The 25465-nt window shown below is 64.1% G+C and carries 26 protein-coding genes; 25 read left to right on the top strand and 1 reads right to left on the bottom strand.

Annotation, left to right across the window (positions count from 1 at the left end):
• Window positions 1-26 precede the first annotated feature (26 nt).
• From ABQJ54_RS13005 to ABQJ54_RS13125, 25 genes are all read left to right on the top strand, one after another.
• Window positions 27-1289, top strand: a complete 1263-nt coding sequence (locus tag ABQJ54_RS13005) for an MFS transporter (protein ID WP_367854737.1) — start codon at window positions 27-29, stop codon at window positions 1287-1289.
• Window positions 1286-2641 carry a sulfatase family protein gene (locus ABQJ54_RS13010; protein WP_367854738.1) on the top strand — a complete coding sequence of 452 codons (1356 nt, stop codon included), beginning with the start codon at window positions 1286-1288 and terminating at the stop codon, window positions 2639-2641. The genes ABQJ54_RS13005 and ABQJ54_RS13010 overlap by 4 nt, the downstream gene beginning before the upstream one ends.
• Before the next feature lie 38 nt (window positions 2642-2679).
• Entirely contained in the window at window positions 2680-4929 is a 2250-nt protein-coding gene (locus tag ABQJ54_RS13015; RefSeq protein WP_367854739.1) for a glycosyl hydrolase family 95 catalytic domain-containing protein, read from the top strand.
• An 82-nt stretch (window positions 4930-5011) separates the two neighbouring features.
• Entirely contained in the window at window positions 5012-6829 is a 1818-nt protein-coding gene (locus tag ABQJ54_RS13020; protein WP_367854740.1) for a putative 2OG-Fe(II) oxygenase, read from the top strand.
• Window positions 6826-9093 (top strand): glycoside hydrolase family 65 protein, encoded by a 2268-nt coding sequence (locus ABQJ54_RS13025; RefSeq protein ID WP_367854741.1) that lies wholly within the window; start codon window positions 6826-6828, stop codon window positions 9091-9093. The genes ABQJ54_RS13020 and ABQJ54_RS13025 overlap by 4 nt, the downstream gene beginning before the upstream one ends.
• Complete coding sequence (locus tag ABQJ54_RS13030; protein ID WP_367854742.1) at window positions 9090-10742, top strand: trehalase family glycosidase; 1653 nt, start codon at window positions 9090-9092, stop codon at window positions 10740-10742. The genes ABQJ54_RS13025 and ABQJ54_RS13030 overlap by 4 nt, the downstream gene beginning before the upstream one ends.
• A gap of 64 nt (window positions 10743-10806) precedes the next feature.
• Window positions 10807-11883, top strand: a complete 1077-nt coding sequence (locus tag ABQJ54_RS13035; protein ID WP_367854743.1) for an alpha/beta hydrolase — start codon at window positions 10807-10809, stop codon at window positions 11881-11883.
• Window positions 11884-11970: 87 nt separating this feature from the next.
• A complete protein-coding gene (locus ABQJ54_RS13040) occupies window positions 11971-13368 on the top strand; it encodes a sigma-54-dependent transcriptional regulator (protein WP_367854744.1) in 1398 nt (465 codons plus the stop codon).
• 579 nt (window positions 13369-13947) lie between these two features.
• On the top strand, window positions 13948-14364 hold the full coding sequence (locus ABQJ54_RS13045; protein WP_367854745.1) for a hypothetical protein: 417 nt from the start codon (window positions 13948-13950) through the stop codon (window positions 14362-14364).
• 625 nt (window positions 14365-14989) lie between these two features.
• Window positions 14990-15337 (top strand): hypothetical protein, encoded by a 348-nt coding sequence (locus tag ABQJ54_RS13050; RefSeq protein WP_367854746.1) that lies wholly within the window; start codon window positions 14990-14992, stop codon window positions 15335-15337.
• Window positions 15338-15398: 61 nt separating this feature from the next.
• Window positions 15399-15695, top strand: a complete 297-nt coding sequence (locus tag ABQJ54_RS13055; RefSeq protein ID WP_367854747.1) for a hypothetical protein — start codon at window positions 15399-15401, stop codon at window positions 15693-15695.
• Window positions 15696-15761: 66 nt separating this feature from the next.
• Entirely contained in the window at window positions 15762-16220 is a 459-nt protein-coding gene (locus ABQJ54_RS13060; protein WP_367854748.1) for a hypothetical protein, read from the top strand.
• Window positions 16221-16293: 73 nt separating this feature from the next.
• On the top strand, window positions 16294-16653 hold the full coding sequence (locus ABQJ54_RS13065) for a hypothetical protein (RefSeq protein WP_367854749.1): 360 nt from the start codon (window positions 16294-16296) through the stop codon (window positions 16651-16653).
• Between the two features lie 83 nt (window positions 16654-16736).
• Complete coding sequence (locus tag ABQJ54_RS13070) at window positions 16737-17108, top strand: VOC family protein (RefSeq protein ID WP_367854750.1); 372 nt, start codon at window positions 16737-16739, stop codon at window positions 17106-17108.
• 87 nt (window positions 17109-17195) lie between these two features.
• The gene (locus tag ABQJ54_RS13075; RefSeq protein ID WP_367854751.1) at window positions 17196-17585 is read left to right on the top strand and encodes a cupin domain-containing protein; all 390 of its coding nucleotides are present in this window, start codon (window positions 17196-17198) and stop codon (window positions 17583-17585) included.
• Between the two features lie 830 nt (window positions 17586-18415).
• Entirely contained in the window at window positions 18416-18748 is a 333-nt protein-coding gene (locus ABQJ54_RS13080; RefSeq protein ID WP_367854752.1) for a hypothetical protein, read from the top strand.
• A 54-nt stretch (window positions 18749-18802) separates the two neighbouring features.
• On the top strand, window positions 18803-19222 hold the full coding sequence (locus tag ABQJ54_RS13085) for a hypothetical protein (protein WP_367854753.1): 420 nt from the start codon (window positions 18803-18805) through the stop codon (window positions 19220-19222).
• Between the two features lie 67 nt (window positions 19223-19289).
• Entirely contained in the window at window positions 19290-19766 is a 477-nt protein-coding gene (locus ABQJ54_RS13090; RefSeq protein WP_367854754.1) for a hypothetical protein, read from the top strand.
• A 276-nt stretch (window positions 19767-20042) separates the two neighbouring features.
• Entirely contained in the window at window positions 20043-20639 is a 597-nt protein-coding gene (locus tag ABQJ54_RS13095; RefSeq protein ID WP_367854755.1) for a hypothetical protein, read from the top strand.
• A 423-nt stretch (window positions 20640-21062) separates the two neighbouring features.
• The gene (locus ABQJ54_RS13100) at window positions 21063-21362 is read left to right on the top strand and encodes a hypothetical protein (protein WP_367854756.1); all 300 of its coding nucleotides are present in this window, start codon (window positions 21063-21065) and stop codon (window positions 21360-21362) included.
• Window positions 21363-21415: 53 nt separating this feature from the next.
• Window positions 21416-21943, top strand: a complete 528-nt coding sequence (locus ABQJ54_RS13105; protein ID WP_367854757.1) for a hypothetical protein — start codon at window positions 21416-21418, stop codon at window positions 21941-21943.
• Between the two features lie 542 nt (window positions 21944-22485).
• Window positions 22486-22857: a hypothetical protein gene (locus ABQJ54_RS13110; RefSeq protein ID WP_367854758.1), complete on the top strand. Its 372-nt coding sequence runs from the start codon at window positions 22486-22488 to the stop codon at window positions 22855-22857.
• A 54-nt stretch (window positions 22858-22911) separates the two neighbouring features.
• Entirely contained in the window at window positions 22912-23196 is a 285-nt protein-coding gene (locus tag ABQJ54_RS13115) for a hypothetical protein (protein ID WP_367854759.1), read from the top strand.
• A 74-nt stretch (window positions 23197-23270) separates the two neighbouring features.
• Entirely contained in the window at window positions 23271-23627 is a 357-nt protein-coding gene (locus ABQJ54_RS13120) for a transposase (RefSeq protein WP_367854760.1), read from the top strand.
• A gap of 14 nt (window positions 23628-23641) precedes the next feature.
• Window positions 23642-23839 (top strand): IS3 family transposase, encoded by a 198-nt coding sequence (locus ABQJ54_RS13125; RefSeq protein WP_367854761.1) that lies wholly within the window; start codon window positions 23642-23644, stop codon window positions 23837-23839.
• Between the two features lie 60 nt (window positions 23840-23899).
• Here the strand turns inward: ABQJ54_RS13125 and ABQJ54_RS13130 are convergent, their stop codons facing one another.
• A complete protein-coding gene (locus ABQJ54_RS13130; RefSeq protein WP_367854762.1) occupies window positions 23900-25462 on the bottom strand; it encodes a response regulator in 1563 nt (520 codons plus the stop codon).
• Window positions 25463-25465: the final 3 nt, after the last annotated feature.

The raw sequence follows: 25465 nt of genomic DNA on the forward strand, positions 1-25465 counted from the left end.
GCCTTTTTCTCCGGCACGAGGTGCGCATGAACCGATTCCGCATGATCGCCGCGCTGGCCCTGATCTACATCGTCTTCGCGATCCTGCTCAACAGCGTGGGCACGGTGATCCTGCAATCCATCGCCAGCTTCGGCGTCGACAAGCCGGCGGCCAGCGCGCTGGAGCGCTATAAGGACCTCACCATCGCCATCGCCTCGTTCGCGGTGGCTTCGTTCCTGCCGCTGCTCGGCTACCGGCGTTCGATGATGCTGGCCCTGGTGATCGTCGGCGCGGCCTGCATGCTGATGCCGCTGTACCCGGGTTTCGTCACCACGCGGCTGCTGTTCGCCTGCGTGGGCTTCGCGTTCGCGCTGACCAAGGTCGGCGTGTATTCCTCGATCGGCCTGCTCACTGCCGACAAGGCCGCGCATGGCCGGCTCACCAACACCATCGAGGGCCTGTTCATGGTGGGCGTGCTGGGCGGCAACTGGCTGTTCAGCCTGTACGTCGATCCCGCCAACCCAGGCGATCCGGCCTGGCTCAACGTGTACTGGACGCTGGCCGGGCTGTGCGCGCTCAGCCTGCTGCTGATCGCCACCGCGCAGCTCGACGAGAGCGCGGCGCACCAGCACGGGCACAACCGCTCGACCACCGATGCGATGCTGGAGATGGCGCGGCTGCTGGCGCGCCCGCTGGTCTACGTGTTCCTGTTCTCGGTGTTCCTGTACCCGATGATCGAGCAGAGCTTCGGCACCTGGCTGCCCACCTTCAACAACGAGGTGCTGAAGCTGCCGAATGCGATGAGCATCCAGTTCGCCAGCGTGCTCGCCGGCATGATCGGGCTGGGCCGCTTCCTCGCCGTGCTGGCGCTGCGCCGGGTGCGCTGGTACGTGCTGCTGAACGCCTGCGTGGTCGGCATGGGCGCGCTGGTGATCGTGGCGCTGCCGCTGGCACACGGCGTGGTGGCGCGGCCGGGCATCGACTGGTTCCACGCGCCGCTGGCCGCCTACCTGATCCCCCTGCTCGGCTTGCTGATGGGGCCGATCTACCCGGTCATCAATTCGGTCTCGCTGAGCTCGCTGCCCAAGCCCATGCATGCGGCGATGACCGGCCTGATCGTGGTGGTCTCGGCACTGGGCGGCACCACCGGCTCCTACGTCACCGCGCGCGTGTTCGCCGGCTTCGGCGGCATCCACGCGTTCTACTTCTCGCTGCTGCCGATCTCGCTGATGCTGGTGAGCCTGTTCTTCTTCAAGCGGAAGATCGACCGCCTGCCGTCGCCCGCCGCGATCGCCGGAGAAACCGCATGACCGCCGCCCCGCGCAACGTGCTGCTGATGGTGGCCGACGACCACGGTTACGACCTGGGCTGCGCCGGTGGCGCGGTGCACACGCCCGCGCTCGACCGGCTGGCCGCCGAGGGCACGCTGTTCACCGACGCCTACGCCGCGGTCTCCTCCTGCAGTTCCAGCCGCGCCACGCTGTACACCGGCCTCTACGCGCACACCAACGGCATGTACGGGCTGTCGCACGACGTGCACAACTTCTCGCTGCGCGACGACGTGAAGACGCTGCCGTGGATGCTCAAGCAGGCCGGCTACGCCACCGCCATCGTCGGCAAGCTGCACGTGAAGCCCGAGATCCTGCTCGACTACGACGCCTGGCTGCTGCCGGAACAGCCGGGCATCCGCGACGTCGCCGCGATGGCGCACGAGGCCGGCGACTGGATCCGCGCGCAGGGCGAACGCCCGTTCTTCCTCACCGTGGGCTACAGCGACCCGCACCGCGCCGGCGATGCCACGCAGTTCGCCAACACCCGCGACTGGCCGCAGGTACCGCGCCACCGCTACGCGCCCGCCGACGTGCGCATCCCCTCGCACCTGCCCGACCTGCCCGCGGTGCGCGAAGACCTCGCGCAGTACTGCGAAGCAGTGAGCCGGCTGGACAGCGGCGTCGGCCTGATGCTCGCCGAACTCGCCGCCGCCGGCCATGCCGACGACACCCTGGTGATCTACCTCAGCGACCACGGCCGCGCCTTCCCCGCCGCCAAGGACAACCTCTACCGCGCAGGCATCCACCTGCCGCTGATCGTGCGCTCGCCACGGCGGAACAGCGGCAACCTGCGCTGCCGCGCAATGGTGAGCTGGGTGGATATCGCACCCACCATCCTCGACTGGGCCGGCGTGGCCGCGCCCGCCGACTACCGCTACGCGCCGCTGCCCGGGCGCTCGCTGCTGCCCATCCTCGAAACACCCAACCCGGCCGGCTGGGGCCGCGTGTTCGCCACGCGCAGCTTCCACGAGATCAACCAGTACTACCCGGTGCGCTCGGTGCGCACGCGCCGCCACAGCTACTTCCTCAACCTGGAACCGTCCCTCACCGTGCCGGTGGCGGGCGACGTGGCGCGCTCGCCGAGCTGGCAGGCGATCCTCGCCACGCCGGGCGCGCGCCTGGGCAAACGCACGCTGGACGCGTTCCTGCATCGTCCCGCCGAGGAGCTGTACGACCTCGCCGCCGATCCGGACGAAGTGGTCAACCTCGCCGCCGATCCCGCGCACGCCGGCACGTTGGACGAGCTGCGTGCGCAACTGGCCGCATGGCGCATCGCCAGCCACGATCCCTGGATGGACGGCGTCACCGACCCGTTCGGACCCGCGCACTGAACATGCCGCTGCAGACTGCAACTACCGGGAAACACGCCATGCCGATCCGCCGCCGATTGCTTCCCGTCTTCGCGCTCGCCCTGCTGCTGCCGCTCGGCCACGCCTTCGCCAGCGGCACCGACCCCAGCTTCCTGCTGACCGGCACCAGCGAAAACTTTGGCAGCTATTTCCCCGGCTACCTGGCGAACGGCTACTTCTCCGTGATGACCTCGCCGCGCGGCACCGAGCCGGACCGCAGCTACATGGTCGCGTTCATGGATTACGACAAGAGCGACATTTCCCGTCCCGCGGCGATCCCGGGCTGGAACGAGATCGACTACAACCCCGGCGGCGGCTGGCTCAACTCGACGCGGCTGGATCCGAAGATCTTCGCCGGCTACGCGCAGACGCTGGACATGCACGACGCCACGCTCACCACGCGCTACCGCTTCGACTACGCGAACAAGTCCACCGGCGTGGAAGTGCAGAGCTTCGTCAGCCAGGCCGACCCGCACCTTGCCGCAGTCCGTTTCACGATCACTCCGCAGTTCGACGGCGACGTGCAGCTCAGCTTCCCGATCCGGCTGTGGTCGGAACACCAGCCGCGCTTCCCGATCGGCAGCATGAGCGGCGACCAGATGATCGCCGCGGTGATCGCCAGCGGGCAGAACCTCGACAACAAGCCCGTGCCCACGCCGGACCGCGCGGCGGTGTGGTATCCCGGCTACACGCAGGTGCTGTCGAATGACGGCGACGCGAAAACGCTGACGCTGTGGCTGGACGGCCGCGCCAGGCAGGGCCTTGCCATGGCCGAGGCCGCCGCGCTGCAATTGCCGGACGGCATCGCGGTGAAGAGCGCGCAGCTGTCGAAGGGGCCGTACAAGCTCTCGCTCGACCTCACCGTGCATGTCGAGCGCGGCAAGAGCTACGCGTTCACCAAGTACGTCGCCATCTCGCGCGAGGACTGGGGCGGCGACGCGAAGGCCGATCTCGCCCTCGCCACGCAGGCGCGTGCGACCGGTTTCGACAAGCTGCTCGCGCGCCACCGCGACGCATGGCACCAGCTGTGGCAGTCCGACATCGTGGTGGATGGCGACCTGCAGGTACAGAAGGCCGTGCATTCGGACCTGTACTACCTGCTGTCGAACACCACGGTGGGCACCGCCTGGCCGATGGGCGCCTGCGCGCTCACCCCCAACTACGCCGGCCACGCGTTCTGGGACAGCGACTCGTGGGTGTTCCCCGCGCTGCTGCTGCTACACCCCGAGCGCACCAAGCCCATCGTGATGTTCCGCCACCGCACCATGCAGCCCGCGCTGGCGCGCGCGAAGCAGTACGGCGCGAAGGGCCTGATGTACCCGTGGGAGTCCGATCCGCAGACCGGCATCGACAACACACCCCACTTTGCCTACGACGTGTATCGCGAGATCCACGTCAACGCCGACGTCGCCATCGCGCAATGGCAGTACTGGCTCGCCAGCGGCGACCGGGACTGGCTGAAGCAGTACGGCTGGCCGGTGATCCATGGCGTGGCCGAGTTCTGGGCCAGCCGCGTCACCTGGGACAAGGCGCACGACCGCTACGGGATCCTGCACGTCACCTCGCCCGACGAGGCCTACAACGACGTGCCCAACGACGCGTTCACCAACGCCGCCGCGCAGAAGGCGCTGCGCATCGCCGTCGAAGCGGCGAAACTGGTGGGCGCCACGCCCGACCCGCAGTGGTCGCGCATCGCCGACAGGATGTACATCCCGTTCGACGACGCCGCGCAACGCCACTACGACTTCGACCCCTCGGTGCCGCACGACAAGATCACCTGGATGGGCTCCTCGCTGGCCTGGCTGATGTATCCCAACCTCGACCTGCCGATGAGCGACGCCGTGCGCCGCAACGACTTCGACTTCCAGCTGCACGAGCTGAAGACCCACGGCGACGACCCGAACGAGATGATGATGGTGATGCTCGCCGTGGGCGAGGCGGAGCTGGGCGACGGCAAGGCCGCCGGCGACTGGCTGCAGCGCAACCTCGTCGGCTTCCTCAAGCCGCCGTTCAACGTGCGCACCGAGACCGTGGCCAACAATGCCGGCTACATCCTCGCCACCTCGGCCGGCTACATCCAGAGCCTGGTCTACGGCCTCACCGGCCTGCGCATCGACGACAAGGGGCTCGATCCCGCCTACGCGCCGGTGCTGCCTCCCGACTGGAAATCGCTCACGCTCAAAGGGGTGAGCTTCCGTGGCAAACGCTACGACATCAGCGTCGAGCGCGATGCGGCGGGCAAGGCGAAGCTGGTACAGCGGGGGCTGTGATGAACGCCGTTCATCACTCGCGGTGCCGTCATCCCGGCGATGGGCCACCGGATGGGCACGCATCCCGACAAGGCCGTCGCCCATGAGCGACATCCCTCTCCCGCTGCCTGATGCCATGCGCCAGGTCGGCGCGCTGCTGCAAGCCGGCGACCTGCACGACGCGCACGACAAACTGCAAGCCATCGTTGCCGGGCATCCGGACTGCGTGGAAGCGTTGCGCCTGCTCGGCGGTCTGCGCCTGGGTTTCGGCGACGGCGAAGGTGGCGAGGCCTTGCTGCGCCGGGCGCTGGCGCTCGACCCGGGCTGGGCCCCCACGCTCGCCACGCTGGGAGAGTTGTTGCTCAACAGCGGCCGCGCGGAAGAGGCCGAACCGCTGCTGCGCCGCGCCGCCACGAAGCTGCCGCAGGCCGCGCTGCTGCTGGCGCGCCACTGCAACGACCGCCAGCGCCCAGCCGAGGCGCTGGCCATCGCCGAACCGCTGTGCGCCACCGGCCGTGCGCCGGCCGAACTGGTCGCGCAGCACGTGAATGCGCTCGCCGCGCTGGGTCGCCGCGATGACGCAGTCGCGTTTTACCAACGCTTCGCCGAGGCCGCGCCCACGCACCCGGGCGCAGCCCACGCGCTCGCCATTGCCCTCGCTGCCGCCGACCGGCACCGCGACGCCGAACGCATGGCGAGCCACGCGCTGGCGCACGGGCATCGCGCCGCCGGCGTGCACTTCACGCACGCGCGCAGCCTGGTGGCGCTCGGCGAATTCGCACGCGCCGAGGCCGCCCTGCGCGACGGCCTGCTGCAGGAGCCGGGCAACGTCGAGGCGCACGACCACCTGGCGCGGCTGGTGTGGATGCGCACCGGCGACCGCACGCAGTCCACCGCGCTGCTCGACCAGGCACTGCAGCGCTTCGCCGGCAACGAGGCCCTGCTCGCCGCCAAGGCCGCGATCCTGCAGGGCGCGGGCGACGCGCGCGGTGCGCTGGCCTGCCTCGCCGGCGCGGCCGAACATCCGCATGCCTCGCCGACCCTGCTGGTGCGCGCGGGGCTCGCCGCCCTCGACGTCGACCCGGCCATGGCACGCAGGCTGGCCGGGCGCGCGCTGGCCCGCTCGCCCACGGGCACCGCGCGCAACCTGCTCGCCGCTGCCCTGCTCGGCACCGGCGAGCCGGAACAGGCCCTGGCCCACTGCGAAGCCCTGCTCGCCGACACGCCCGACGACCAGTACCTGATCGCGCTGCAGACCACCGCATGGCGGCTGCTCGGCGATGCGCGCCACGACGCGTATTGCGACTACGCGCAGCTGGTGAAGACGTACCACCTGCAAACGCCAGATGGCTGGCCGGATCTCGACGGCTTCCTGGCCGACCTCAGGCGCAGCCTGGAACGCCTGCACGATCCGCACGGCCACCCGCTGCTGTTCCAGTCGCTGCGCCACGGCACCGAGACCACCGAGGACCTGGCCCGCCATGCCGACCCGGCAATCCAGGCGCTGTTCAAGGCCTTCGACGCGCCCATCCGCGACTACCTCGCGCACATCGGCCCCGGCGGCGATCCCCTGCGCCGCCGCAACCACGGCAACTACCGCTACAACGGCAGCTGGTCGGTGCGGCTGCGCGACGCCGGCTACCACACCAGCCACGTGCATCCGCGCGGCTGGATCTCCTCGGCTTTCTACGTCGACCTGCCCGACGGCATGGCTGCGGCCACCGCGCCGGACGGCTGCCTCGCCTTCGGCGAGCCCGGCATCGCCACCGCGCCGCCGCTGTCCGCGCTGCACGCGGTACGCCCCGAACCCGGCATGCTGGCACTGTTCCCCTCCTACGTCTGGCACGGCACCGTGCCGTTCCGCAGCGAACAGGCGCGGCTGACCGTGGCCTTCGACGCGGTGCCGGGAACGCCCGCATGAAACGCGTCGCCACCGCCGCGGCCTTGTGCGCGCTGGCGGTGTCGCCCGCTTTTGCCGCCACCGACGCCAGCTTCGTGCTGCAGGCCAGCGCCGCGGACTGGCTGCATTATTTTCCCGGGCAACTGGGCAACGGCCATGCTTCCACGCTGACCGCGCCGCGTGGCACCGAGGACGCGCCGGCTTATCTCGTCGCCTTCATGGACCGCACGCCCGGCGATATGGCGCGCCCGGCCGTCGTACCCGCGTGGAGCGGCATCGACTATCGTGCCGAGGGGGGCGCCTGGCTCAACGCCGCACCGCTGGATGCCGCGCATTTCCAGGACTACGCGCAGACCCTGGACATGCACGACGGCACGCTGGCCACGCGTTACGCCTATCGCGACGGCGAACACGCGACCGACGTCGAAGTCCTCTCGCTGGTGAGCCAGGCATCACCGCACCTCGCCGGCAGCCAGCTCACCCTCACGCCGCATTTCGACGGCCGCGTGGAACTGTCGTTCGCGCTGGACGCCTGGGCGCCGCACCAGCCGCGCTTCGCGCTGGCCCACATCACCGATGCGGAAATGCTCAGGGAGCTGGACAAGTACCACCTGAAGCTGGAGCCCGTCGCGCCCGCCACGCCGGATCGCGCCGCGCTGTGGTATCCCGGCACCACCGAAGTGCTGGCCCGCGGCGGCGACGGCGCGCGACTCATGCTGTGGCTCGATGGCCGCGCCGCGGGTGGCGCGGCGATGGCGGAAGCCGCGGCCGTATCGTTGCCGCCAGGCATGCGACCCGTTTCGGCCAGGGTAGTGCGCGACGGGCTGAGGCTCACGCTTGATGTAGTGGTGGATGTGCGCAAGAACCGCCGCTACCGCTTCGCCAAGTTCGCCGCCGTCTCGCGTGCAGGCTGGGGCGGCGACGCGCGGGCCGATCTCGCGCTGGCCATGCAGGCACGCGAACGGGGCTTCGACGCGCTGCTGCGCGCGCAACAGGAGGCCTGGCACGCGCTGTGGAAGTCCGACATCGTGATCGACGGCGATCCCGCCGCGCAGCGCATCGTGCATGCGGACCTCTACTACCTGCTGTCCAACGTGGCACCCGACACCACATGGGGCACCGGCGCCTGCGGCATGACGCCGGGCTACGCCGGGCACGTGTTCTGGGACAGCGACACGTGGGTGTTCCCCGCCCTGCTCCTGCTGCACCCGGAACACGCGAAGTCGCTGGTGGCGTTCCGCGCGCGCACGCTGCCGGCCGCCGAGGCGCGCGCCAATGCCCGCGGCCTGCGCGGTGCGATGTATCCATGGGAGGCCGATCCCGAGAACGGCAGCTCGCAGACGCCGCACCCGGCCCAGGTGCTCGACGAGCGGGAGATCCACGTCAACGCGGATGTCGCCATCGCGCAGTGGCAGTACTGGCTCGCCAGCGGCGACAAGGCATGGTTGAAGCAGCACGGCTGGCCGGTGATCCGCGCCGTCGCCGACTACTGGGCCAGCCGTGCCACCTGGGACGCGGCGAAACGGCGCTGGGAAATCGAGCACGTCACCTCGGTGGACGAGGACTACAGCGACGTGCCGAACGATACCTACACCAATGCCGTGGCACGCAAGGCGCTGCGCATCGCCACTGCCGCCGCGACCGCGATCGGCGCGTCGCCCGATCCGCGCTGGACGGCCGTGGCGGACGGCTTGTACCTGCCGTTCTCCGACCAGGACGGCCGCTACCTCGACTTCGACCCGTCCGTGCCGCACGACCGCGATACCTGGGGCGGAAGCTCGCTGCCGATGCTCGCGCTGCCCGCGCTGGACCTGCCGATGAGCGAAGCCGTGCGCCGCCGCGACTACGCCTACGCATTGGGCCCGATCGGGCATTCGCACCACGACCCGAACAGCATGGGCCTCGCCCCGCTGTCGATCGCCGCCGCCACCGCCGGCGACAGCGCGGATGCCGACAGGTGGTTCGAGCGCAACCTCCGCGCGCACGTGGTGAAGCCGCCGTTCGACGTGCGCACCGAGACCGCCAACAACAACACCGGCTACTTCCTCACCGCCAGCGGCGGCATGCTGCAGAACATCCTCTACGGCTTCACCGGCCTGCGCATCGGGCCCAAGGGACTGGTACCGGCGTATCCGCCGATGCTGCCCGCGCGCTGGACTGCGCTGATGCTGCGCAACCTTGCCTTCCGTGGCCGGCTCTATGACATCAGCGTACGACGCGGCGCCGATGGCAAGCCCGTGCTGTCGATGACCGCCGCGCCCACCAGCGGGAGTCCGCAACCATGAAAATCCACGCTCGCCTCGCCGCCGTCCTGCTCGCGGTGCTGTCCGCGCCCGTCGTCTCCGCGGCCACGCCGGATGCCGCGAAGACGCTGGACTACATCCACCACGCCTGGCCCACGCTCACGCGCCAGATGGCCGACTGCTCCGCCTTCGGCAAGGGGCCGGGCGACATGCAGCTCGCGATCTACCTGCCGCAGCAGTTGCCGATGCCGGACGATCTCCCGCGCATCGCCGAGGCCTGCCATGTCGAAGTGCGCCGGCTGCCGCAGACGATCCACCAGCTCGGCGATTTCGATGCCGCAAGCTTGCCGGTGCAAGGTCTGCTCTACCTGCCGCATCCCTACGTGGTGCCCGGCGGTTTCTTCAACGAGATGTACGGCTGGGACAGCTACTTCATCGAGCTGGGCCTGCTGGCCGATCACCAGGAAGCGCTGGCACGCGACATGGTGGACAACGCGCTGTTCGAAGTGCAGCACTACGGCGGCGTGCTCAACGCCAACCGCAGCTACTACCTCAGCCGTTCGCAGCCGCCCTTCCTCGGCGCGATGATGGCCGCGCTGCTGGTCGATCCCGCCAGCTTCCGCGACGACGCCGACAAGCGCGCCTGGCTGGCGCAGGCCTATCCGCTGGCGGTACGCAACCACGACCTGTGGATGCGCCCCGGGCACCGCGCTGGCGACACCGGCCTGGCGCGCTACTTCGACTACGGCCACGGCCCGGTGCTGGAAGCGCAGGACGCCAGCTATTACCAGGGCGTGATCCGCTGGCTGCTGGCGCATCGCGCGGAAGACCCCGGCTATCTCCTCAAGGCACCGCAACACCCCGACACTGCCGAAGCGAAACGGCTGAAAACCGAAAGCTGCGATATCGCGGCCTCGAAAGCCTGCGCCGGTGCGTGGGTCGACGGCTACCGCCTGACCGCCGGCTACTACCTCGGCGACCGTGCGATGCGCGAATCGGGTTTCGACGTGAACTTCCACTTCGGCCCGTTCGCCGGCTCCACCCACCACTACGCACCGGTCGGGTTGAACAGCCTGCTCTATCGCTACGAACGCGACCTGCACGACTTCGCCACCGCACTCGGCAAGACGGCCGATGCCGCGCGCTGGCAACAGGCGGCGGCGGCTCGCAAGGCGGCGATGGACAAGTACCTGTGGCAGCCCGCGCAGGGCAGGTACATGGACTACGACTTCGTCGCCGGCAAGCCTTCCACCGATCCTTACCTCACCATGTTCTACCCGCTGTGGGCCGGCGCAGCCTCCGCCGGACAGGCGCAGGCACTGCACGGCAAGCTGGCGCTGTTCGAACAGCGCGGCGGCCTGGCCATGAGCACGCGCGCCACCGGCGTCCAATGGGACGCACCCTTTGGCTGGGCGCCGACGAACTGGCTCGCCATCGCCGGCCTGGACGCCTACGGCTTCCATGACGACGCCCGCCGCCTCGCCGACAAGTTCCTGTCCACCGTGGACCGCGGCTTCGCCAGCGACGGCACGATCCGCGAGAAATACAACATGGCGCTTGGCAACGCCGACGTGAAGGTGAGCGCGGGCTATACCACCAACGTCATCGGCTTCGGCTGGACCAACGGCGTGTACCTGAAGCTGCACCAGTTGCTCGAAGGAACCGCGAACGGAAAGCCCCCGGAGCACTGACAGCACTCGCCACACGGATCGCTTCCCGGCACACAATCCCATCGACGCCAGGCGAGGAACCGCGATGAACCGTCCACGCTTTTCACGCCTTGTCCCGGCGCTGCTGCTCTGCGGCGGCCTGGTCGCCACCGGCATCGCCGCGCAGGACAGCCCGCCGGGCGTGCGGCCCGACGGCACCATCACCACGCCTTCCGCCAGCGTGCCTTACTCCGCATTCGCCTCGCCGCAGGCGCGCGCCTTCTTCCCGAAGATGCTTGCCGAGGGCGGCAAGGCACCGCCGCTCTCCGCGCCGATCGGCGAGAGCCGCGCCTTCTACGACCGCATGAACAGCGACCGTGTCGCGCGCATGGAGAAGCTCTATCCGGTGCGGACCCACCGCGACACGATCGCCGGTGTCGGCGTCGACGTGGTGCTGCCTGCACAGGGCGTGGCACCGGGGAACCGCCATCGCGTGCTGCTCAATCTGCACGGCGGCGCCTTCCTGTGGGGCGCCCACAGCGGCGCGCTGGTCGAGGCCATCCCGATCGCCAGCCTCGGCCGCATCGAGGTGATCGGGGTGGACTACCGGCTGGGTCCCGAGCACGTCTTCCCCGCCGCCAGCGTGGACGTCGAGAAGGTCTACCGCGAGCTGCTGAAGACCCACCGGCCGGAGCAGATCGGCATCTACGGCTGCTCGGCGGGCGGCATTCTCACCGGCGAAGCAGTGGCGCGTTTCATCACCGACAAACTGCCGGTGCCCGGCGCCATCGGCATGTTCTGCGGCGCGCTGACCGATATCGCTGGCGATTCGTCCTTCGTCGCGCCACTGCTCAACGGCCAGGGCGTACCGGCGCACCCGCTGGACCTGCAGGCGATCCCCTACTTCCGCGGCGCCGACCCGCGCGATCCGCTGGTGCAGCCGGGCCTGTCGCCCACGCTGCTGGCGAAATTCCCGCCCACGCTGCTGATCACCGGTACGCGCGACATGGCGCTGAGCTCGGTAGTGCACAGCAACGAACTGCTCCGCCAGGCCGGCGTGCCCGCCGAGTTGCGCGTGTGGGAAGGCATGTGGCACTCGTTCTTCTCCGATCCGGAACTGCCGGAGTCGCGGCAGGCCTACGCCGCCATCGCCGCCTTCTTCGATCGCCGGCTGGCCCACTAAGGCAGGTCATGGCCACCGGGCGATGCTTTGCCCCCTGTCGGTGCCGCTGTATCCTCAGTGGCACCGCCGCAACCACTGCCACAGCCCATGAGCCAGCAGACCGTCCTGGTCATCGACGACGAACGCGACATCCGCGAACTGCTCACCATCACGCTGGGGCGGATGGACCTGCAGGTCGACGCCGTGGGCACCGTCGCCGAGGCGCGCCGCGCGCTGGCCGACAAGACCTACGACCTCTGCTTCACCGACATGCGCCTGCCCGACGGCACCGGCCACGAGATCGTCGAGCACATCGCCGCCAACCACCCCGAGATGCCGGTGGCGATGATCACCGCCTACGGCAACGTGGACGCCGCGGTGAACGCGCTGAAGGCCGGCGCGTTCGACTTCGTCTCCAAGCCGGTGGACATCCAGATGCTGCGCCAGCTGGTGCGCACCGCGCTGCGGCTGGCCGAGGAAAAGCGCAACGGCAAGTCCGCGGCCAAGGCTGGCGGCGCCGGCGAACGGCTGGTCGGCGACTCGTCGGCCATGCAGCTGGTGCGCTCGACCATCGCCAAGCTCGCGCGCAACCAGGCGCCGGTGTACATCGCCGGCGAATCCGGCGTGGGCAAGGAGCTGGTGGCGCGGCTGATCCACGAGCAGGGTCCCCGCGCGACGGGGCCGTTCGTGCCGGTGAACTGCGGCGCGATCCCGTCCGAGCTGATGGAAAGCGAATTCTTCGGCCACAAGAAGGGCAGCTTCACCGGCGCGGCGACCGACAAGGAAGGCCTGTTCCAGGCCGCGCACGGCGGCACGCTGTTCCTCGACGAGGTGGCCGAGCTGCCGCTGCACATGCAGGTGAAGCTGCTGCGCGCGATCCAGGAAAAGGCCGTGCGCCCGATCGGCGCGCGCGAGGAAGTGCCGGTGGACGTGCGCATCCTCTCCGCCACGCACAAGAACCTCGCCGCCCTGGTCGAGCAGGGCCAGTTCCGCCAGGACCTGTTCTATCGCATCAACGTGATCGAGCTGCGCGTGCCGCCGCTGCGCGAGCGTCGCGGCGACGTGCCGCTGCTGGCCGACTTCATACTGCAAGGCCTCGCCCGCAAGGGCGGCGGCCAGCCGAGCCGCCTGCTGCCCGAGGCGCGGCAGGCGCTGGAAAGCTACGACTTCCCCGGCAACGTGCGCGAGCTGGAAAACATCCTCGAACGCGCCACCGCGATGTGCGACGGCGAACACATCGACGCCAGCGACCTGATGCTGCCGCAACGCATGCCGCGCACGGAGGCCGCACCCGCCCCTTCCGGCCAGCAGGCCACGGCCGCAGCCCCCTCCCCGGCCAGCGCCACCGGCGACGGCGGGCTGGACGACTACATCAGCAACCTCGAGCGCGGTGCGATCGTGAAGGCGCTGGAGGAGTCGCGCTACAACAAGACCGCGGCGGCGAAGAAACTCGGCATCACGTTCCGGGCGCTGCGCTACAAGCTCAAGAAACTCGGCATCGACTGATGCCCACCTTTAGCCCCTCGCCCGCTTGCGGGAGAGGGGTTGGGGAGAGGGGCTCTACCCTCCGCTCATGCAAAAACAATGCGGTTTCGTGCGCCTGCCGGCGCCCGAGCTACTTCTCTTTTGCTTGTCCAAAAGAGAAGTAGCCAAGAGAAAATGACACCCCGGTTGGTGTTTTCCGTCCATCCATGGACGGAAAGTCCGCGAGGCGGCCGGGCTTTTCGAGCGGGCATCCTGCCCGCACGAAAAGGCATCGCCGTCCCTGGCGATGCCCGCTGCGCGGCCTGATCGTCCCCGCCTCACCGCTGCCCAGGGGCCCCGGAAAGACAGGCGCGCATCCTGCACGCCAGAAGCAATGTGCGTACGCTCGCCGCCACGGCGTGCATATCGGAACTTTTGAGGCGATAAAACATATCTACCTCGTTTCGCGCGATACGCACGCCAGCACACCCACGACTTCCAGCCGGAGGAGCCGACCAACTCTTTGTCAGTGCACAGGATTTTCTCGCTTGACGGTAGGAAGGCGTTGGCGGAGCATCGCTGCATATGCCCCGATCTGGGGTCTACTAAGCGTTAGGCATCATGATGAAACCTCATCGCCAATCCGACGCAAGATCATTTCTCGGTGCTGGCTTGGTGGTTCTCAGCTACATCGGGTTCTTCGGAAGCTTTCTCGCTCTCGGGAATGATGCGACGAGCTTACCAGAGCTGGTTCTATTGCGCGCCGGGATCGGGCTTGCTCTTTCATCCGTCGTCTTGGCCACTGCAAGCGTGGCATTGCACGCTAAGTCGGTGCTCTGGCAAATACCTCTGAACTGCTTTGCATTGTCCACGTTGGTTGTCGGCATCCGCATCCTCATTACGGCGCTTTTTACGCACTGGCAATTGCTGCTGGGCCAGATCGGACTCATGGGCATCGCTTTTGTGTCAGTAGGGGCTGCGGCGGCGTGGCTGATAAAAGTGTTGCAGGCTCGCCTGCTCCCCGAGCAAGATGCCTAACAACTCGTTCAAGGCGGACGGCTCCGCCGCCGCTTAACTCAGGCGTTAGGCTTCAGTCGCACATGTCCAGTCATGGAGGCTGCATTGAGCACTCTTGGTGTTTTACTGCTAGTTGCAGGAGGCTTCCTGTGGGTCGTAGGCGGCAATATTGTTCTAGCAAGAGCGGGCAAACGTCTTGGCTTGCGCTGGCCGACCCTACCTCCGTTGGGTAAGCTCACTCGCTCTGAGGCTACCAAGCTGGTCAGCTTTCTCGTCATATTCGTAGCAAGCTACTTCGCATTCGTTCTATTGACCGCTAAGTAGCCTAACAATTCGTTCAAGGCGGACGGCTCCGCCGCCGCTTAACTCCAGCGTTAGTCGGTTGCTAGTGTGGTTTTTTCGTGTGGTGTGTTTCGCCCAGCATCACGCTGGCTTGATGTCCGTCGCCGCAGCAGCTTTTCGTGCGGCATCGTCGCAAGCCTGAGCATCACAGCTGGTAGTTTTGGGGCAGTCGGTTGCTCAAGCTGTGCGGTCGTTTCGGTGGTCGTCGTCGCACGAGCATGCGGCGTCGCAACCGTCTAACATCTCATCCAAGCGGACAGCTTCGCCGCCGCTTAATTCCAGCGTTAGAGTGTAAGGAAACGGTATGGATCTTTTTGGAGGGATCGAGAAGCTTATTACTGAGCATGGCTCTGCGGCGATCTTGCGCGAGCGAATTGGATTGGCGGCGCAACAGTACGCCATCCTAGAAAAAGAGAATGCGTCGCTTAAAGTGCGCATAACAACCCTTGAGGCAGAGAACAGTCGACTTCAAGAGCAAGCCCGTAGCGTCAGTAGTTCTAGCAACCCTTCTGGTTACGTGTGCGACCATTGTGGTAGCCCCGACCTCAAACGTACCGGAAGCCGAGCAGACCCAACGTTTGGCGACCTCGGCATCAAACAAGCTCTCTTCTCCTGCAATTCTTGCGGCAAGCAAAGTGCGTTTACACCCTAACAGTTCGTTCAAGGCGGACGGCTACGCCGCCGCTTAACTCCAGCGTTAGGCTTCCAAGCGCATGATCAAACGCATCCTCTTAGCTTTCGCAATTGGTGTGCTGGCAACAGCCGCATTATTCGCGCTTTCATTTGCCGCCGACTCCTTTGGCTTCACCTCTCTCGCCAACGGCTTTCTCTGGCAAAACACACTGCTACAAAGCTTTGCACCGCTCGGCAACATGGGCACTCCGGAGCGTCCCGTTTACGAGGGCACGCCGCTCAACTTCCTCGCGTTCCTCGCTAGCGTTCCGCTGGGCATCGTCATCTACAGTGTCATGGCGTACGCAGTGCTATCCATGGTGCGGCGTCGCGCCTAACATCTCGTTCAAGGCGGACGGCTTCGCCGCCGCTTAACTCAAGCGTTAGGCATCACGAGGAGAGAAATGGCAGACCCAGTAACAATCACGACCATCCTTGGGAACCTAAAGGTCGCCATCGATATCGCCAAAGCGATCCGGGAATCGGATGTCTCAATCGAGCGGGCTGAGTTGAAGCTGCGCCTTGCAGAAATGATCGGCGCGCTCGCGGATGCCAAGTTGGAAGTCATTGAAGTTCAGGAACTGCTTGCGGAGAAGGACAAGCAGCTTTCCGAGCTTGAGCAAGCGTTCCAGAGCAAAGATGCCTTGGTCAAGCACTACGATGCGTATTACGAAGTTGGCCCCAACGGCGGCGCTGTAGGTGAGCCCCTTTGCGCACACTGCTGGCAGGTCAGGCACCGCAAGTATCATTTGGCCAGCGAGCCGCGAGACAATTTTGTGCGCGTCTGCATTAGCTGTGGTCACAAGTATTCATCACGCCATGTCCCAAAGCTTACAGCCGAGGCGTCTGCAGGCGATGCCTAACAATTCATTCGAGGCGGACGGCTACGCCGCCGCTCAATTCCAGCGTTAGGCGCATTCATGGGGAAAATGAGCAGTGGGTGAGCTCGTCAAAGTTCTAAGCCGCGTCAGGAACGGCGAATATTCATTTGAGCCTTCCAGCCAAATGCCAGATGCGTTGCTCAAATTTCAGCCCACCGCCAGGGCTCTGGCACACGCCATGAAAGAGGGGTACCTGGAACGTTGCGAATTCAAACGGGAGAGCTACAAAGGCACTCTCCTCTACAGCGGCGCATACGTTGTTCGGGGCCTTTCGTATGCCGGTGATGAGTTCTTGGAGCGTGAAGCCACCATCAAAGGCAGGATATCCAAGTACGCGCCATCCGCATTAAAGTGGGCACTGGGCATCGTAGCGGGCGTCGTGCTGGCTGCACTCGTTCGCTGGCTCATCGGATAATCATGCGGCGTGCGCCTAACAATTCGTTCAAGGCGGACGCCTCCGGCGCCGCTTAACTCCAGCGTAAGGCATCTACCAAGCGTATGGCAATAGTTGCAATCGACCACGTACAACTGGCCATGCCTTCCGGTATGGAGCAAAGCGCACGTGAGTTTTATCACGGGCTTCTAGGTATTCCCGAGGTAGCCAAGCCACCCAAACTCGCGAAACGTGGTGGTGTGTGGTTTGAGCGAGGTGGTCTGAAAATTCACCTCGGCGTCGAAGCAGATTTTCGTCCTGCGCGTAAAGCACATCTTGCACTCCTCGTCAGCGGTCTAGAGGCGCTGGCGTCACTGCTCAAGTCACAAAATGTGCAAGTCATTGAGGATGACCCACTTGAGGGTTATTTACGCGTGTATGTAACCGACCCCTTCGGCAACCGCATCGAACTCATGGAGCCGTATGATGATCACTAGCCAATCTGTCATGCCTAACTATTCGTTCAAGGCGGACGCCTCCGGCGCCGCTTAACTCCAGCGTTAGATGCCAGAAGGAGTAGTCGTATGGTTGAGAAGAAGTCGCTAACAGAGATTCTAAAGCAGCTTACTCACTTGCCTAATCGAACGCCTGAGATGGTATTCACTGGAGAGGCCGACTTGGCATTCACGGATATCGCGCCGTATCGTGACGGAGTGATCTCTGTTGGCTATTACTCAGGCAACAGCGAGTGGGAGCGCCATCCAAACGGGGACGAAATCGTTATGGCCATTGAAGGAAACACGACCCTCGTGCTGCTTGTGAAAGGTGAACAACATAGTGTCACTCTCGATCCGGGTGAACTCGTGGTGGTGCCCCAAGGCCACTGGCATCGCTTTGAAGCCTCCGCGCGACTCAAGGTCATGAGCGTCACGCCGCAACCGACCGAACACAGTCTTGAAGTACCTGGTACCTAGCAGTTCATTCCAGCGGACGCGCTGCGCGCGCCGCTAAATTCGGGCGTTAGGAGTCTAGACGGCGCAATGAAATTTCTGTGGACTCTCCTGCTCGTACTACCACTTTCCACGGCACGGGCGGCATGTTTGCACCATGGTCCGCCAAACGTAACGGTTACTGGCCATATCGTCCGTGGGCACTTACAAACCGCACCTTGGTACCATGCTCAACACCACATCAACAGCGATTACTATTGGTCCATAAAAACAACCACACCGTTTTGCCTGCCTGCGAGTGAGGTCGGCGATACGGTTGTCAGTGATGGGCACGAGGCTCAAGTTTGGCCAGCCTCGTCGGCACTCATGGACCACCTCGATCAGTTCGAGGGCAAGACGGTTCAAGTTACTGGGCACTTCATGCACACAGAGCTTTCACATCAGCACTCATATTCAATCTTCGCTATTTCGGCAATACGCGTAGTTCATCACGTAAACCCCTAACAGTTCGTTCAAGGCGGACGGCTTCGCCGCCGCTTAACTCAGGCGTTAGGCGGTTGCTCGGGTTGGTTCTTCGTGTAGTGTGTTTCGCCCAGCTTCGCGCTGGCTTGTCGTCCGTCGCCGCAGCAGCTTTTCGCGCAGCGTCGCCGCAAGCCTGAGCTTTCAGAGTTGGCAATTTTGGGTTGGGGTAGTCGGTTGCTCAAGCTTCGCGTTTGTCGTGCGCCAACATCATCGCCCGAGCGTGCTGCGTCGCAACCGTCTAACTCCTCGTCCAAGCGGACGGCTTCGCCGCCGCTTAACTCAGGCGTTAGGTGCTAATGGACGCGCAGCGCGTAATTGAAGAATCAATCCCCATGCTCAACGATGTCCTTGGTCGCATTGGCCTGCATCAAAGCGGCACGCCGCTCGACTTCGCAAAGCTTCGTGAGCCGTTTAGCTCATGGCTTCAGCTACAAGTTGTGGCACAAGGAGATTTCGCTTTTCTTGTGTCTCTTGTCGCTGCCTTCATTTCCGAATACCTCATCAATCAAGCAGGCGCGCAACGCTACGTGGCCGGCCAGCAAATTCGCCTCAGGCTACCCATTCAGTCAGGTGTGGCAAGCGAGTTCGATCCTTACGCCACCGCCGTCGGCCTAGTGCGCGAGCGCCACAGTTTGGCCAATTTTTTAGCTACAGTTGGCACCTAACATCTCGTTCAAGGCGGACGGCTTCGCCGCCGCTTAACTCAAGCGTTAGGCATCATGAGAACTCTCCCGCGCATAGCACTCACTGCAGCCACCCTCTGTGCCTCCGTGGCCGCTCTCGGCAGCGAGCTCTCTGGCAAGTGGGTTCTGTACATCGAGAATCCGGAGCATCAGGTAGTTACAACTGCCAAGGTGGCATTCACCGATAAACCCGCCGCTTCTTGCATGAGCGGAGAATGGAAAGTGGTCGAGGTGGTTTCGACAAAAACCAAGAACAAAGAATTCTTTCCGGTAGCGGAGCCTCTGTCGTATCGGATCGAGAATGGCCAACTCACAATCGGTCGTAACGAAGTATGCGATGCCTACCTCTGGCTGCAAGGCAAGCTCGGTAGCACTACGGTACAAGGCAGCTACTTCAGTCTTTGGCTCGGGGGCAGCTCACCACGCGGCTACTTCAAGTTGAGCCAAGCCAAGTGATCGCACCGCCTAACATCTCGTTCAAGGCGGACGGCTTCGCCGCCGCTTAACTCCAGCGTTAGGGCTTATGCGTCAAATTGTCGGCGTAATCGGAGCAGTCCTCGTCGCAGCATTTGTGCCAGCGATCTACTTTGGTGTTCCCGATCAGTCTTTCAGGGGTGGCGTGATCGCCTTCGTTCTTGCTCTTCTGTGGATTGTCCTGCTTGGCCTTCCAGCTTTTTTACTTTTAAAGCACCGCGGCCTCGTTCGTTGGTGGTCTGCGACCATCTCTGGTTTCTTTCTGGCAGCATTGCCCATGGCGTTTATCTCATGGCCCTATCATCCAAGTGTCGACTCCGGCTACAGCGCATGGGACGGCCATAAAATGGTCAACTATGTGGTTCATGGCGTACCCACCCACGACGGTTGGGTTCAGTACTTTTATAGTTCTTGTGGCATTGGACTCATGGGGGCGGCATCTGCAGTCGCGTTTTGGGTGGTTTGGCGGCTCGCTGCAGGCCCTAACCAGTCGTCCAAGCGGACGCGCGTACCGCGCGCCACTTAACTCCAGCGTTAGGCGGTTGCTCGTGTTGGTTCTTCGTGTCGTGTGTTTCAGCCAGCTTCGCGGCAGCTTGCAGTGCTTCGCTTCGGCAACATTTTCCCGTCGCGCTGCGGCAAGTCTTCCGCTTTCAGAGCTGGTAGTTTTGGGGTAGTCGGTTGCTCATGCTCTGCGCTCACCTTGGTCACAAGCCATCGCTCAAGCGCATCGTGCCGCACCCGTCTAACATTTCGTTCAAGGCGGACGGCTACGCCGCCGCTTAACTCCAGCGTTAGGCCTTCTATGAACATCACCGGAGTTTCTATGAGGCGTGCAGGAATTTTGGCTTTCCTAGCGATTACTACCATTTGTAGTTCGTCGTCCGGCAATTCGATGGGCGTCGATCCCGGCGCTCAATCCGCGATGCAAGACCAATCCGAAATTTACAAAAGTTTTCTCACTCAATGGGTCGGCACAGACCAAAAGCCGATTAACGTGTCACGTAGGGCAGAAACCCTTTCGGCTGCCGACATGAAAGATTTCACGGAGTGTGCAGCCACTGGCACTCAGTGGGAGACTCCCGCGCCTACAAGCGACATTGCCGGCCAAATCAGTCAACTCCCCTTCGTCCGCCCGACTGCCCCGGAAACCTGGAAGCCGCAGGATCCACAGAACCTTATGGCTCATGGCCAGTCAGTCGGGTCCGCCGTAGATAGCGGCGTTTCCCACGGGCTTATGACTCTTTCCGCGGTGGTATTTGACCGCACACACCATATCGCCGCGCTCAAATACTCTTTCGTGTGCGGCGGGCTCTGCGGCAACGGCGGCACTGTCATATTTATAAAGACGGCTCAAGGCTGGGCTCGCAGCAAGAAGGAGTGCGGGACTTGGATGTCGTGATGTGCAGTGGCTGGCCTAACAACTTGTTCAAGGCGGACGCCTCCGGCGCCGCTTAACTCAAGCGTTAGGCGTTTACTGGGGAAATTGCACGTGTTCAAAGCTACGTTACGCTGGCTCTTTAGACCCCGCTACGTATGGGTTTGCTTCGCCGTCGTTATGGCTGCGCTGGTCGTATGCCTATGTCTCGGCACGCCAGAGCCAACAATCCGGCTTACCGGACTTTTTCTGCAGCTCCTTGGCGTTTTCACCGTAGCGTGGGGCATCATCGAAACTCGTCGCCTTTTCGGGCGCCCTTCAATTAGGTCAAATATTCGAGCTTGGCTAGCAACAGTCCCCTTCCGTCGTCCGCACGTTGGCTCCGCCATTGGCCACGTTAGCCTCGGACCCCTCACATGCAAGGGTCGCGGATATGGAACGTACGGTGTGGGCGAAAACCCTACCGTCGAAAGTCGGATTGAGGCGCTTGAAAAGAATTTAAAGGGCGTCCATCAACGCATTACCGGCCTAGAGCAAGAGTACGACCAAGAGCTTAGAAAATTAGGCGTATATATCCGCTCCGGGAACAGCTTTCTCAAAGCTGAGATCGGCCAAGTTAACGGTCGCCTCGAAGCTTTCGGCGCCGGCGGCGTTCACATCTCCGCAATGGGTGCCGTCTGGCTATTTTTCGGCCTCATTCTCAGCACGGCAAGCGTCGAGATAGCCGGCGCGCTGGGTGGCGCCTAACAATTCATTCAAGCGGACGGCTTCGCCGCCGCTTAACTCAGGCGTTAGACCTTATGAAAAACATTTTCGCAGAGTTATTTGCAAAAAAAAAGAAAACCCAAGACGCTGCACAACAACCCAAAGACGTTTCTGCGGGCCTTCGCTCGATGGTTCTTGGCCTGTCGCCAGCCGAAATCGGCATAACACCAAACAGTTTTCCGCATCAAGTGTGGGGCATCGTCATGGAGACTGGCATGAGGGATGGCTACTACACGCTCGCAGTCTTGGCCGACGGTACAGCCAGTCTCTATTTCAGTAACGGCGGAGGCATCATCGGGTCAGGTGAAAAACTCGAGGTGCGTCAGGTAAGCCAGCAGTTCATTGGCTCGGCAAATCGTTTTGTTGGCTCCTCAAAACCGGCTGCATCGCTCGAACCACCCTCGCAAGGCAACACGGAGTTCTTTTTTCTTACCTTCCAAGGCGTTCAAACGTATGCGGCTCCGGAAGTTGAGCTTGGCGAAAAGCGAGATAGCCTTGCACCACTTTTTCATGCGGGCCACGCGGTCATCGCGGCTGTTCGTCAATCGCAGTCTAAAGTCTAACTATTCATTCCAGCGGCCGCGGCGCCACTTAACTCCAGCGTTAGCCTATATGACTAGAATTCTTGCGACAGGATTACTGATCATTGCCAGTGGTGCAGCCAATGCGGGTGGCCGCTTGGATCGCCCCATCCTTTCTTGTGACAAGGCACCACTTCTGGCTGTTTTTCAAAGACAACTCCCGGATCATATCTTGGGCACAGCTGCTGACAAGCAGCCGAAAATTCTCTCATCGCTTCAGATGAGAGCCGCTGGATCGCTCAGCCGCCGAGCAAAGTCAAGTCTCGTATGCGTTGTGATCGCACTCGACGCCACGGGAAAAGCGGAGGCAGCCGAGGTTTCTTATCCCGTTGGGATAAAGCTCAATCCCCAAGAGCGACAGGAAATACTCGAAACGAAATGGTCCCCTGCAGAGCGGCAAGGGAGGGCTAGCCCATCGCTCGTAAGCGTGACTTTTCAGTACAATTAGATAGCAAGCGGAAGCGAGCTAACATCTCGTTCAAGGCGGATGGCTACACCGCCGCTTAACTCAGGCGTTAGTGCCCATGAGAACTCTTCTACTCGCCCTCACAATCGTTGCTTTGGCTTTGCCGAGCTATGTGTTGGCATGTAGTTCAGCTTATCCGGACGAGTCGATGGCACGCGAATCAAAGGGCCTTTTCGTTGGCACAGCTGTCAGCTCTCGCTGGTCTGATGAGCGCCCGCACCTAAATGTGAGGGTCAAAGTCACTAAGGTTCTTCGCGGAAAAGCTTCTGGTGAGATTTTCGCCATCTCGCCCTGTGCTCTTCCTATCAACGATGGCGAGCGAGTCGTTGTCGTTCAATATGAGGACGGCAAATATGACTACGATCAAGTGGTGTATCCTGCTGACATGGCCGAAAAAGTATTCCGGGCGGCCCTGCGCGCTGGGCACTAACCACTCGTTCAAGGCGGACGGCTTCGCCGCCGCTTAACTCAAGCGTTAGCGGTCATGAAATTTTCGCCATCGAACTTAGGGGTCATCGTCTGCTGCCACATCTTCGACAAGTCGAGGCCAATCTTGCTCGTGGCACACGATGAGGGTTACTGGAATTTTTCCTGTGGGCAGCACGACCACGGTGGAACCGAGGATTTCCACAATGTCGGTATTGGGCATTTAACCAGTCACGACCCTTCAATCAACGCCTGTGCCGATATGCAAGATGGCTACATTGCCGAGAGACAAGATCAAGATCATCCTTGGGTCAAAGTAGCGTTGCTTTCGGGCGGCCGCTAACAACTCGTTCAAGGCGGACGGGATAGTTCCTCCGCTTTAGTGGACACCCTGAACTAACTTTTCAGGAGTGTCCCATGCCCAAGCCAGGCCCCCGAACTACCGCGCGATACAGTCACGACTTCAAGGCCACGGCCGTGCGCTTGAGCCAGCTGCCCGGCGTGCGCGTGCAGGACGTCGCCGCGTCGCTTTACATCCATCCCTTCATGCTGTCTCGTTGGCGCAAACAGGCGCGCGAGGGTTTGATCATGACGAAGGGTGCGGCAGTCGATCCGGCGGTGCCCGCCGAGCTGAAGGAGTTGCGCCGGGTGAAGAAGGCCTACGAGCAACTGAAGATCGAGCATGACCTTTTAAAAAAAGCGATCGCGTTCACTTCCGCTCGAAAAGCGAACGCTTCGCCTTCATCGAGCAACAGCAAGCGCACTACCCGGTGAGGTGTCTGTGCCGGTTGTTCGGCGTCAGTGCCAGCGGCTATTACGCCTGGCGGAATCGGCCCGCCAGCGAACGCACGCTGGAGGATGCGCGCCTGATCGACCGCGTGCGGCGGGTGCATCGCGACAGCCGGGAAACCTATGGCAGTCCACGCGTCCATGCCGCGCTGCGCCGGCTGGGCGAATCGGTCGGTCGGCGTCGCGCGAACGGCTGAGGCAAGCACCCACCCCTCACCCCAACCCTCTCCCCGAAGGGGAGAGGGCATTGAGACACGTCAGCCTGCGGCGCTTACCAGCGCCAACCTCAGCGTGCGCAGGAGCTTCCGCGTGGTGACCGGCTTGTCGAGCACGTGCAGGCGCGGCAGCGGCGGCAGCTCGTCGAGCTGCGGCGGCGCGTCCGGGCGTACCAGCATCACCACCGCGCCTGCGTAGCCCTGCTCGATCAGCGCGCCTAGCGTGCGCACGCCGGTGAACAGGTTCATGTCGGCGTCCATCAGCACCAGGTCGGGCAGTCCGTGTGCGCCGATCCACTGCAGAGCGGCGGTGCCGCTCTGGCTGGCGCTGGCCTGGTAGCCCCAAGCGTCCAGCGTGTCGCTGAGCAGGGACAGCTCGCTGGCCACCTCGGCCACCACCAGTACCCGCTCGGCGGCGCCTTCGAGGCTGTCGCTGTCGTCGCCATTCGCATCGGCTGCATCCGCGGCCGCTTCCTGCAGCGGGATGTACAGGTCGAAGCGGGTGCCGCGGCCCGGCTCGCTGTCCACCCGCATCACGCCGCCATGGCTGGCCACGATGCGTCGGCACGACAACAGACCCAGCCCGGTGCCGTGCTCCTTGGTGGTGAAGAACGGCTCGAACAGCCGCGCCTGCACCTCGCGGCTCATGCCGGGGCCGTTGTCGACCACGCTGAGGCGCAGATACCGGCCGGGGTGCGGCTGCTCCCCGGCCAGGAAGAAATCCGCGTCGAGCCGCAGTTGTGCTGTCTCGATGCGCAGCTCGCCGCCCTCCGGCATCGCCTGGATCGCGTTGAGACAGAGATTGAGCAGGCATTGCTGCAACTCGGTGTGGTTGCCGGCGAACGCGAGGTCCCGCGCATCGACCGCCATCTCCATGCGGATCGCGCGTGGCACGCTGCCCTGCAGCAGCAGGCCCAGTGCATCCATCAACCCGCCCAGGCTCACCTCTTCGGCGCGCCGCGCGCCGCGGGCGAAGGACAGCATCGACTGCACCATGTCCAGCCCGCGCTTGCCGCAGTCGCGCACCAGCGCGCCCAGCCGCGCCAGTTGCGGATCGTCGGCGTGGTCGCGCAGGCTCTCGCCCGCCAGCAGCAGCGGCTGCAGCAGGTTGCGCAGGTCGTGGCTGAGGCCGCCGGCCAGCATCGCCAGGCTCTCGAAGCGCTGCGCGCGGATCAGCTCGGTCTGGGCGCGATGGCTGGCACGCCGCTCGGCGGCCTCGGTCAACGCACGGCGCACCGCGCTGGCGAGGCGCGCGGGGTTCTGCTTGAGGATGTAATCGGTGGCGCCGTTGTGCAGCGCCTCGATCGCGGCCTCTTCGCCCAAGGTGGCGGAGACGTAGATGAAAGGCAGGTCCGCGTCGCGCTGGCGCAGCAGCTCCAGCGCGCGCTGCCCGGAGAAGCCCGGCAGGCTGAGGTCGGACAGCACGATGTCGGGCATGAACTCGCGCAGCGCAACGAGGTACGCCTCCTCGTTGTCGACTACCCGCGCCTCATGGACGATCCCGTCGTCGTCGAGCTCGGCCAGCGCCAGCTCGGCGTCGTTGCGGTTGTCCTCCACCAGCAGCACCCGGATCAGGCGTGTATCGCCAGCGTGCGAGCCATGCATGTA

Source organism: Rhodanobacter lycopersici, assembly GCF_040812335.1.
Taxonomy (GTDB): domain Bacteria; phylum Pseudomonadota; class Gammaproteobacteria; order Xanthomonadales; family Rhodanobacteraceae; genus Rhodanobacter_A; species Rhodanobacter_A lycopersici.

Bases quoted from the DNA above. Each gene is read 5' to 3' on its own strand.
- ABQJ54_RS13035 (WP_367854743.1), top strand. From the start codon at position 10,807: ATGAACCGTCCACGCTTTTCACGCCTTGTCCCGGCGCTGCTGCTCTGC.
- ABQJ54_RS13080 (WP_367854752.1), top strand. From the start codon at position 18,416: ATGCTCAACGATGTCCTTGGTCGCATTGGCCTGCATCAAAGCGGCACG.
- ABQJ54_RS13025 (WP_367854741.1), top strand. From the start codon at position 6,826: ATGAAACGCGTCGCCACCGCCGCGGCCTTGTGCGCGCTGGCGGTGTCG.
- ABQJ54_RS13105 (WP_367854757.1), top strand. From the start codon at position 21,416: ATGAAAAACATTTTCGCAGAGTTATTTGCAAAAAAAAAGAAAACCCAA.
- ABQJ54_RS13115 (WP_367854759.1), top strand. From the start codon at position 22,912: ATGAAATTTTCGCCATCGAACTTAGGGGTCATCGTCTGCTGCCACATC.
- ABQJ54_RS13070 (WP_367854750.1), top strand. From the start codon at position 16,737: ATGGCAATAGTTGCAATCGACCACGTACAACTGGCCATGCCTTCCGGT.
- ABQJ54_RS13015 (WP_367854739.1), top strand. From the start codon at position 2,680: ATGCCGATCCGCCGCCGATTGCTTCCCGTCTTCGCGCTCGCCCTGCTG.
- ABQJ54_RS13120 (WP_367854760.1), top strand. From the start codon at position 23,271: ATGCCCAAGCCAGGCCCCCGAACTACCGCGCGATACAGTCACGACTTC.
- ABQJ54_RS13075 (WP_367854751.1), top strand. From the start codon at position 17,196: ATGGTTGAGAAGAAGTCGCTAACAGAGATTCTAAAGCAGCTTACTCAC.
- ABQJ54_RS13045 (WP_367854745.1), top strand. From the start codon at position 13,948: ATGATGAAACCTCATCGCCAATCCGACGCAAGATCATTTCTCGGTGCT.
- ABQJ54_RS13110 (WP_367854758.1), top strand. From the start codon at position 22,486: ATGAGAACTCTTCTACTCGCCCTCACAATCGTTGCTTTGGCTTTGCCG.
- ABQJ54_RS13030 (WP_367854742.1), top strand. From the start codon at position 9,090: ATGAAAATCCACGCTCGCCTCGCCGCCGTCCTGCTCGCGGTGCTGTCC.
- ABQJ54_RS13040 (WP_367854744.1), top strand. From the start codon at position 11,971: ATGAGCCAGCAGACCGTCCTGGTCATCGACGACGAACGCGACATCCGC.
- ABQJ54_RS13020 (WP_367854740.1), top strand. From the start codon at position 5,012: ATGAGCGACATCCCTCTCCCGCTGCCTGATGCCATGCGCCAGGTCGGC.
- ABQJ54_RS13090 (WP_367854754.1), top strand. From the start codon at position 19,290: ATGCGTCAAATTGTCGGCGTAATCGGAGCAGTCCTCGTCGCAGCATTT.
- ABQJ54_RS13005 (WP_367854737.1), top strand. From the start codon at position 27: ATGAACCGATTCCGCATGATCGCCGCGCTGGCCCTGATCTACATCGTC.
- ABQJ54_RS13050 (WP_367854746.1), top strand. From the start codon at position 14,990: ATGGATCTTTTTGGAGGGATCGAGAAGCTTATTACTGAGCATGGCTCT.
- ABQJ54_RS13085 (WP_367854753.1), top strand. From the start codon at position 18,803: ATGAGAACTCTCCCGCGCATAGCACTCACTGCAGCCACCCTCTGTGCC.
- ABQJ54_RS13095 (WP_367854755.1), top strand. From the start codon at position 20,043: ATGAACATCACCGGAGTTTCTATGAGGCGTGCAGGAATTTTGGCTTTC.
- ABQJ54_RS13060 (WP_367854748.1), top strand. From the start codon at position 15,762: ATGGCAGACCCAGTAACAATCACGACCATCCTTGGGAACCTAAAGGTC.
- ABQJ54_RS13055 (WP_367854747.1), top strand. From the start codon at position 15,399: ATGATCAAACGCATCCTCTTAGCTTTCGCAATTGGTGTGCTGGCAACA.
- ABQJ54_RS13130 (WP_367854762.1), bottom strand. From the start codon at position 25,462: ATGCATGGCTCGCACGCTGGCGATACACGCCTGATCCGGGTGCTGCTG.
- ABQJ54_RS13010 (WP_367854738.1), top strand. From the start codon at position 1,286: ATGACCGCCGCCCCGCGCAACGTGCTGCTGATGGTGGCCGACGACCAC.